The sequence below is a fragment of the Actinotignum timonense genome, assembly GCF_030216305.1.
Taxonomy (GTDB): Bacteria; Actinomycetota; Actinomycetes; order Actinomycetales; family Actinomycetaceae; genus Actinotignum; species Actinotignum timonense_A.
Genome location: NZ_JASOKT010000020.1, coordinates 18,061 through 27,230, shown reverse-complemented (window position 1 = coordinate 27,230; position 9,170 = coordinate 18,061). Strand labels below are relative to the sequence as shown.

Below are 9,170 nucleotides of genomic sequence, written 5' to 3'. Positions count from 1 at the left end.
ATGTACCACCCCCGTGGCTTAGGCGCAGGGCTTGCCTAGCGGTCTGTGCGGATGCGGCGCCAGGCCAGAATTCCGAGGCCGGCGAGCAGTGCCGAGCCCGCGAGGGTTGCTCCGGTGCGGGCATCGCTGCCGGTGCGCACAATCCGCGGCGGATTCGCCGGTGGTGTACTCGGCGGAGTCGTAGCCGGAGGCGTGCTGGCCGGCGGTGTGCTCGGCGGAACCGTGGGCGGCGCCGGCGGAGTGGTCGGCGGTACCGGCGGCTCGGTTGTGGGCGGCGCTGGGGGAGTGGTCGGCGGTGCCGGCGGTTCGGTTGTGGGCGGAACCGTGGGCGGCGTTGTGGGCGGGGGCGGGGTCAGGGTATTGACCACCGTCACCGCGCGGTGAATAACGCCGTCCTCGCCCGGGGCCTCGGGGCCGTCGGGAGTCTCAGGAGCGCTAGGGGCCGCCGGCACCGGCACAATCGCCCCGGTGTTCGGTGAGGCAGCACCACCGGCACCACCAGCAGCGTCACCGGCACCGCCAGCATCACCCGCGCCAGCTCCCTTCTCACGCAGCCCGTACACATAGGCCACGCCTTCCGCATTGGCACGGGGCAGCCCGGTGAGGGTGCGCGTCCAGTTATCGGCCTTCGTTACGGTGAAGCTCTGCACCACCTCGGGGTGGGTGAACTCCGCGCTGGTATCGCGCAGCAGCTCGAATTCCACCTGTTCGGGCTGTGCCGCGCCCGGCACCGGATCGCTCGAATTGCGGTAGGCCCACTGTTTCGTCACCGTAATATCCACCGGCACGGGCACCTCATTAGCCACCTTCCCGAGGAACCACACCTCGGGCGGGGCCATGCCTTCCGCCAACTCCGGCCGCGCGGGCAACTCTTCCCCACGTTGCACCAGCAGCTGCGAAGGCTCCAGCACCTTGGTTTTCAGCACCTTGCCGGCCGCGTCCAGCTCCTGCACCGCGTACACATAAAACTCCCCGGCATCGTTGCGGATGGGCAAATCAGTGAAGCTCTTCGTCCACTCTTCGCCAGCCGTCACACTGAACTCGTGCACCACCTGCGGCGGCTCAGGGAGCTCAGCAGAAGTATAGGAGACCAGGCGCATCGGCACGCTTGATGAGGCAATATCCGAAGGACGTGCCGGTACGGGACTGGGCGCGTTGCCCGCTGGCGGCGTCGTCGTTTCATAGAACCACTGTTTCGTGACCGTTGCCTGCGCGCGACCCCACGTGCCGAAAATAACCGAGCCATTCGTGCCGATACCCGCACCGCGCGGCGCGGCGTTGCCCGTAATGACCAGGCGCGCGGCGCCGCGGGCGGCATTTGCACCCGGATCGGAAACCACGGCGGCGAAGCCCTCCTCGGAAATCTCCGCGCCCTTGAGAAGCGCCGGGCGGGGGCGCTGCTCCGGGGGCAGGCTCAGCTGCGCCGGGTCGAAACGCGCGCCCGCATTATCCGGGTAGTAATCCACCAGGCCACCGCCCAGGATCGCATCCGAAGTCCATACCGGCGCGCCACTGACCGAACCGAGATTATCGTGGGCGAGGTCCGCGCCGTAGCGCTCGGCGGCGTTCCCGAAAATCGCCGCGCCATTATCCACGTGGACTTCCACGTTGCCGGTGGGGCAGGTCCAGATCCCGCCGCCAATTCCGGAAGCGGAATTCGCTGTGACCAGGGAATTGCCGGCGTGCAGGGTGTAGCTGGCGGTGGAGACGTACACGCCGCCACCTTGCTGACCTGCCCGATTGCCGCTGATGGTGCCGCCGTTGAGCTGGACCCGATTGGAGACCACATTCACGCCGGCACCGGTGCGCCAGCTGGAGTTATTCGAGATCGTGCCACCGTTCATGGTGAAAGCGCCGGGGGACAGCTCGGACCACTGCGCGGTGGTGAAGCCCCATTTTTTGCCGTCGCCGTCGATTTCCTCCCAGGTGCCGTCCGCGCCCCACACATACAGGTCCATCGTTCCCACGCCGCCACCATTGGGCGCCGAATTGGAATCGATGGTGCCGCCGTTCATGGTGACCTCGGAGTTACCGAAGCACAGGACCCCGCCGCCGGAGAACGCGGCGCGATTCCCGGAGATGGTGCCGCCGTTGATCGTGATGACATTGCGGGTGCGAGCCGATTTCTCCGGGTTGGCATCGGATTGGAACCACAGCCAGGTGAAGGCCGCCATCCCGCCCGCGAAACCGGAATTATCGGTGATGGTGCCGCCATTCACGGTGGCGGACCCGCCGTTGTACACGCCCACGCCGCCGACTTCCCCGTAGCCGTTGGCGTTACTGGAATGGGCGCGGCCCTTGCTCACTTCGCCGCCGTTCATCTCAAAAGTGGCGCCCTCGGTCACCGCGATATTCGCGGCGCCGTGCTGCACGGAGGAAGGCGAACCGAGTTTGCGCTGGTTATCCGTCACCTTGCCGCCGTTGAGTACGAAGCGGGCACCCTTGCCGCGCACCGTAATCGCGCCGGCGTTCTGCTCGCGCGCCTCGCGCACCCCGGAGAATTCCCCGCCGTTGATGGTGAGGCTGCCGCGCACATCCAGAAGGGTGCCGCCGCCCGGGACCCATTCGCCGCGGCTGAGCAGGTGGAAAGTGCCGCCGTCGTAATTATCGAAGGTGAGGGCGGCGCCCGCCGGCACCTGCACCATCACGCCGGTGAAGCCGTCCTCGCGGTTGAGGCCCGACGTGGTGGTGCCCCACGGGGCGCGGGCGCCATTGACCAGCTCGATATCCGCGCCGGCGGGAATCTTCAGGGTTTGCGTGAGCATCGTGTCCGTAGCGCCCAAAATAATACGGGTGGGCGTGGTTCCGGCCTCGCTAATGCGCTGGGTGAGGAGGGCTTCGGGGCAGGTCAAGTCATTGGGATCTTGCGAACATTGCACGACGGCGCGCGGCGACGACGCCGCATCGGCCGCGGGGCTGGTATCGCTAGCGGTGCTGGTATCGCCGGCAGTGCTGGTATTGGCCGTGGCGCTGGTATCGCCCGTAGTGCCGGTATCGGCGGCGCGGGCCGGCCCCGGGGTGATCCATATCAGCGAACCAAGAATAAGGAAGAGAACCGCCAGGAAACTCAAGAGCGCGCGGGAGCGCGGCTGGCGGGTGGAGGGCTGCGGCATGATCACTCCTTGGAATAGACAGCTGCGATGCTGCGGCGATACTTCAAGTTGAAAACCGGAACAATATTATTATTTATTTTAGTACTTTGAGCAGTTTCGCGCTCAGGACTTAGGTATGCGCAAAAATATGTCCGATGCCACAAAGTAGACAATAAAAGTTTGCCAAAAATTCGGACAACGTCGATACGATTCATTACAGATTGTTATAGCAGAGGTCCTCGTCATTGCTGTTATAGCAACAAGTCACATCATGATGGAATATGCCATCACATTTTCACGCAAGGAAGCTCGATGAATCGACATTTCGCGATGCCACGGGCGTCACGGCGGTCGCTTATTGCGTTGCTGTGTACCGTCCTTCTTCTGAGTTTGGGATGGGGAGCGCTCCCGCAAGCCTCCGCAGCTCCCGCAGCGGGTACCCTCACTCATGTCTCCCTCAGTATTACCGGGGATGATACCTACGGCGATTACGATACCGACGCAAAAAATGGGAAAGTTGGGTACGGATCGCGACTCTCGTTCCAGTGGGCCTTTGTGGCATCTGATGCTACCGCCACCACGATGTCACAAACCCTTCCGGAAGGCTGGAGCTGGGAAACCGGCCCCGGGCTTGACGCCGTGCTGGGCGGAACCGCGAACGGGGTGGAACGCTCCTACACCGTGAGCGCAGATGGCCGCACTCTCACCGCCACCGTGAGTAATGAGGGCGGTTCCGGCACCGCTGCTGTGGTCATCCAACCGATTATTGCGCGGCCGGGCACCGGAGTGGGCCCGGGGAGCACCTATACTCCGGAACTCCAGATTACCGACGCTCAAGGTGAACGCACCGTCCCGGTATCTGGTGATCTCACCTCCGTTGAAGTTGTGGGGCAGCTCGACTTCGATCTCGGGCATGGCCGTGATCCGCTTGATTATCCAGGTACCTACCGCGGGGAAGGCTCCTATAATTTCGGTTCAGGCACGGAAAAAGGCAATTTCTTTGGTTTCACGCCGAAGTACAGTTTCCCCTTCTCCGATAGGTGGACATTTGAGAAACCCCTCACCACCGCGGTCGCATTTACGATCATGGTGCAAGAACCCGGCGCTAATGCTCCGCGCCCCTTCATTCCGGAGCGATGGGCAGTTGCGCCGGTGCGGTCGGGGATCACTGCCGAAAAAGGGGACTCCTTCGGAAAATTCACTCTCACGGGAGCGCAAGCTCGGGATGGAAATTCCGCGGCTTATGTGCAATACCGAGTGTGGATTCCCGCTTCTGAGTTTGCGAAATTGGCTAATAAGACGGTGGTTACTTTCAGCAGTTCCGTCACTCCGGTCAACCCGCGGGGCAGCTCTGCGTCGTCGCCCTCACAACCTCTCCACGAAACAAACCCGCTCAATAATACTGAAACCCTCACGTGGACAATCGACCGGCCTACGGAAGGGCGGCTCGTCACAGATACCAATCAGCGTTACGGCAGGCATCCAGAGGGAGCCGACCCGGACGCGATGCGGGCAAGGCCAAGCCTGGGGCACAACGGCGTTGTGCCGCCGAATACTCCGTATGCACTCATCGGCGTTGCTTACCAGTATCTGGATAACACCCGCCTGGGCGGTCAGTACGAAAGCGTGGGCTCGGTCGATAACCAGGTCACCCTCAACGCGGGCAATCCGGCCTACCAACGCATGGATCCGCGCACTGCGCGCCTGTTCGTAAAAACCAGCGATATCCCCGGGGACCCCTACCCCAAGGGCATGCCCGGCGAAACAGCGAACGGCTACTATGAGATTCCAAAATCGGATTATGACCTGTACGTGCGGGCCGGTGCCCCAGGTAGCCCGGAGCTGCGGGAATTCCGCCCACTATCCGAGTATTCGGGCGATTTTAGCGACGTTTATGCGTTGCAAGCCCGCCCCAAAGTGAATAATGGCAATCTGCTGTCCGTGCGCACAGGCCCATCCGCTGCGCGAGAGCGCTACCATATGTACTTCACAGTCCAAGCGGTGGCAAGCTCGGACGCGGTTTTTGTTGATGACGGTATCAGCTTCTCCGTGGATATGCGGTCGAAGTACCAGGGAAGAAATCAATATAACGGCACCGGAGGGCGCATTTTCGTCGCGGTTGGAGAAGCTCGTTTTAGGTCATCTTTGTTTACCGATATTAATCCGGACGGATCTACTGGCAACCGCATCACGGTAGCGAGAACAAATAACAAGTATCGCTACACTGTCCGCCCGGAAACCTTCCTTGTCCCCAATTCTCCGCAAACGACTGCCGCACACTCTCAGGTGCTCATGTGTATTCCCGCGGAAGTGGTGGATGTGGATCTTTCTCCCGTGGATGCCGCCACGTGGAGGGGGAGCAAGGCTTCCGATGCGAATCTCTGCGCGGATGGGCGCACCCCGTATCTCTTCGATTACGTGGCCAATGGCGGCAAACTTCCGGTGGGCCAGCAGCTGCCCGAGATTCCCGTCAACCTTCAGGTAGGGCCCTATTTGCCCGAATCTGGCCAGCTCAATGTGGATTCCTATTTCCGTGGCGATGACCTTCGGAAGTGGAACTGGAGAGACGTGGTCGATAAGGCCGGCTGGCAAGCCCAAACCTCCACCGACGTCACTATGGTCCTGGTTGCCGGAGCGAATTACCTCAAGACGCTCCGCACCCCCAGCATCCAGCGCAATGAGCCAGCTTCCTACCTTGTGGAAATGTACAACAGCACCATGGATTCCATGGGGCACGCGATTTTTGTGGACGAGCTGCCCTACGCGGGCGACGGGCGCGGCACCACCGTGACCCCGATCCTTACCGGGGTGGAACGCCTCCAGGGAGAGGCCGCTAATGTGCGAGCCGAATACACCACGGCGCCGCACGGCACCATCGGGGCCGCCCCGGCGGAGGGCGTCACCTGGCAGGAACTGACGGACACCACAGACCTCAGCAAGGTCACGGCACTGCGTTTTATCATCAACGATTTCGCTACCGGCCCTGCCGGCGGCGCGCGCTACGCCCTCACCCTGGAAGCATCGCAGGCGGAAGCTGGCGCGGTCATCGCCAACACCATGACCGGCCTGCTGCGCACCACCTCGCATTCCCCGCTCCCGCTGACCGCGGGCGAACCGCAAAACGCTACGGTGGTTGCCGCAACTGTGAGCGGGCGAATTGCCGTGGATATTAACGACGACGGCGCCAGCGCGGATGACACCGCGCTGGCAGGTGCCACCGTACGCCTCCTGGATGCCAGCACAGGCGACCTGGTCCTCAGCCCCAGTGGCGCTCCGGTAGAAACAACCTCGGCAGCCGACGGCACCTATTCCTTCGATAATGTACTGGCCGGAACCTACCGCATCTCGGTCACCCCGCCTGCCCCGGGAGGCAGCGCGAGCTACGTGCCGAGCTACTCCCCGGCCGGTAAAGACGCAGCCACCAGTGCCGTGGTGACGGTGGCGCGGGCAGCCAAGTTGGACGGCCAAGACTTTGGCTTCTTCTACGCCCAGCCCGCCCTTGCGCTGACCAAGACGGCTGCGCTTGCCGCCGGTGATGCAGGCGCGAATGCGGCGGCCGGCGATACCGTGACCTACACCTTCACCATCACGAATACCGGGAACGTGCCGCTTTCGCAGCTCACCCTGAGTGATCCGAAGGTGAGTGGCCTTGCCATGACATGGCCTGATGCCGCTCAGCAGGGCACGTTGGCGCCGGGCGCCGTCGCCACCGGAACCGCGCAAGCCACTCTCACCCAAGCCGATATCGACGCGGGCCGCGTGGACAATACCGCGACAGTCACCGGAACCTCTCCGCAGAATACTCCGGTGCAGGCTACAGCTACGGTGACCACTCCGTTGCCTGCAGCCGGCGCCCTCGCGGTGACCAAGACGGCTACGCCGCCGGTAACTATCGAGGCCGGCGAGCAGGTCCACTACAGCATTGAGGTGAGCAATACCGGCAATGTCACCCTGAGTGACGTGACGGTGACGGACCCGCTGCTCGGCGGCACCGTGGGGGCGGTTTCCACGCTCGCACCCGGGGCACGCCAGCAGGTGAGCGGCAGCTACATCCTCACGCAGGCGGATATTGACCGCGGCAGCGTGGATAATATCGCCACGGCCACCGGCATCGACCCAAGCGGAACAGCGGTGAGCGCCCAGGGAACCGCCACTGTACAGCTCCCCGAAGCTCCGGCGCTCGCGGTCACCAAAACAGCTACGCCGCCGGCAACTGTCGCGGCCGGTGAGCAGGTGCAGTACCGCATTGCAGTGCGCAATACCGGCAATGTGACCCTGCATGGAATTGTTGTGAGTGATCCGCTGCTCGGCGGGAAACTTGCCACCATCACCACCCTGGCCCCGGGAACTATCGGCACGGTGAGCGGCAGTTACACCCTCACCCAGGCGGATATTGACCGCGGCAGCCTGGAGAACACCGCCACGGCCGCGGGTGCATCCCCGCACGGTACCGCGGTGGAGGGTAGTGCCACGATTACGACCCCGCTGCCCGGGACCGCGGTGTTGCGCCTGGTGAAAACGGCGACGACGCCCGCCCAGCTGCGTGCCGGCGAACCCGTGGAGTACTCCATTGAGGTGAGTAATAGCGGCAACGTGACCCTCAGCGGCGTCGTCGTATCTGATCCGTTGCTGGGAGGGGAACTGGGTACTATCACAACGCTGGCACCCGGTGCCTCTCAGCGTGTTACCGGAACTTATACGCTGACGCAAGCGGATGTGGACCGCGGCAGCCTGGAAAACACCGCCACGGCTACCGGTACGGATCCGCACGGAACAGCGGTTACAGCCAGTGATAGCGCTACCGTGAGCATCCCGGACGGCGCCCAGATCCAGGTGATCAAGCAGGGGAGCGTACCGGAGCGCGCGGGCGAGATGCTGCGCGCCGGTGACGAAGTCACGTGGACCTTTACCATCACTAATCGCGGTACCACCACGCTAAGTGGGGTGGCACTGCGCGATGAGCTTCCTGGCTTGAGCGCGGTGAGCTTCGGTGCGTGGCCCGGTGCGGCCGGGGTCCTCGCTCCGGGGCAGTCGGTGACCGCCAGTGCAACCTCGCCGGTCACTCAGGGGCTGCTTGATGCTGGCGTGGTGGAGAATACCGCGAAGGTGAGCGCGACATCGCCGCGCGGGCTGGAGGTGCGCGATATCGCCACAGAAACCGTGGTGCTCCCGCAGAGTCCCTCATTCGCCCTGGTGAAAACGGGCAGCGTGGAGAAGGAAAACCCGCGCGCAGGTGATATTGTCACCTGGTCTTTCGCGCTGGAGAACACCGGAAATACCACCCTGCGCAACGTTGTTATTCAGGATGACTTCCCGGGACTGTCCGAGATTGAGTACAGCTGGCCGGGTGAGGCTGGGGTGCTCGCTCCGGGTGAGAAGGCCAGTGCGAGTGCAACCTCGGTGCTGACCCAGGAGCAGGTGGATGCGGGTACCGTTCGCAACGATGCCAGCGCTACCGGGGTGACCCCGGGCGGGGATACCATCACGAATAAGCCGGGCGCCCCGGAAATTCCGGGCAGTGGCGGCCACGGTTCCATTACCATCACCGGACACCCGGGGATGACGATGGAGAAAACCGCGAAGGTGGATGGGGATGTCATCATCTACCGTTTCGAGGTGGTCAATACTGGAACAACGACGCTCACCGGCATCACCATCGACGATCCAATGGCCGGGCTGGGCCCCATCGAGTACAGCTGGCCGGGTGCGTCCGGGGTATTGGCTCCGGGAGAAGCGCTTCTAGCACACGCCCGGGCGAAGATCACCGCACCGATGCAGGGAACGACGGTAACCAATACCGCAACCGTCACCGCAGTGACTCCGGGTGGGGAGAAACTCACGGGTGTCACGGCGAGCGTGGACACCAAGGTTCCACCCGCCCCAGCATCTACGAAGCGGCTGAGCCATACAGGTGCTGAGCTCACGGCGCCCATCGTTCTCGCGATTCTCCTCCTGGCTGGAGGTAGCGCATTGCGGCGGCGAGAGAACGCCAGCTAAGCGCACCATTAACGTGACGGAACGCAGCTGAGTCGCATACAGCACGCAGGGCCCGGTCGGGATTGTGATCCCGGCCGGGCC

At 63.3% G+C, this 9,170-nt stretch carries 2 protein-coding genes; one reads left to right on the top strand and one right to left on the bottom strand.

What is annotated here, in order from left to right:
* Positions 1 to 35: 35 nt before the first annotated feature.
* Positions 36 to 3,113, bottom strand: coding sequence for a Cna B-type domain-containing protein (locus QP305_RS08230; protein ID WP_284904873.1), 3,078 nt, complete (start codon positions 3,111 to 3,113; stop codon positions 36 to 38).
* Between the two features lie 291 nt (positions 3,114 to 3,404).
* Between QP305_RS08230 and QP305_RS08225 the strand changes: the two genes are divergently transcribed.
* The gene (locus QP305_RS08225) at positions 3,405 to 9,089 is read left to right on the top strand and encodes a DUF7507 domain-containing protein (RefSeq protein ID WP_284904872.1); all 5,685 of its coding nucleotides are present in this window, start codon (positions 3,405 to 3,407) and stop codon (positions 9,087 to 9,089) included.
* Positions 9,090 to 9,170 lie beyond the last annotated feature (81 nt).

Coding starts and splice junctions, on each gene's coding strand:
- QP305_RS08230 (WP_284904873.1), bottom strand. CDS start 3,113: ATGCCGCAGCCCTCCACCCGCCAGCCGCGCTCCCGCGCGCTCTTGAGT.
- QP305_RS08225 (WP_284904872.1), top strand. CDS start 3,405: ATGAATCGACATTTCGCGATGCCACGGGCGTCACGGCGGTCGCTTATT.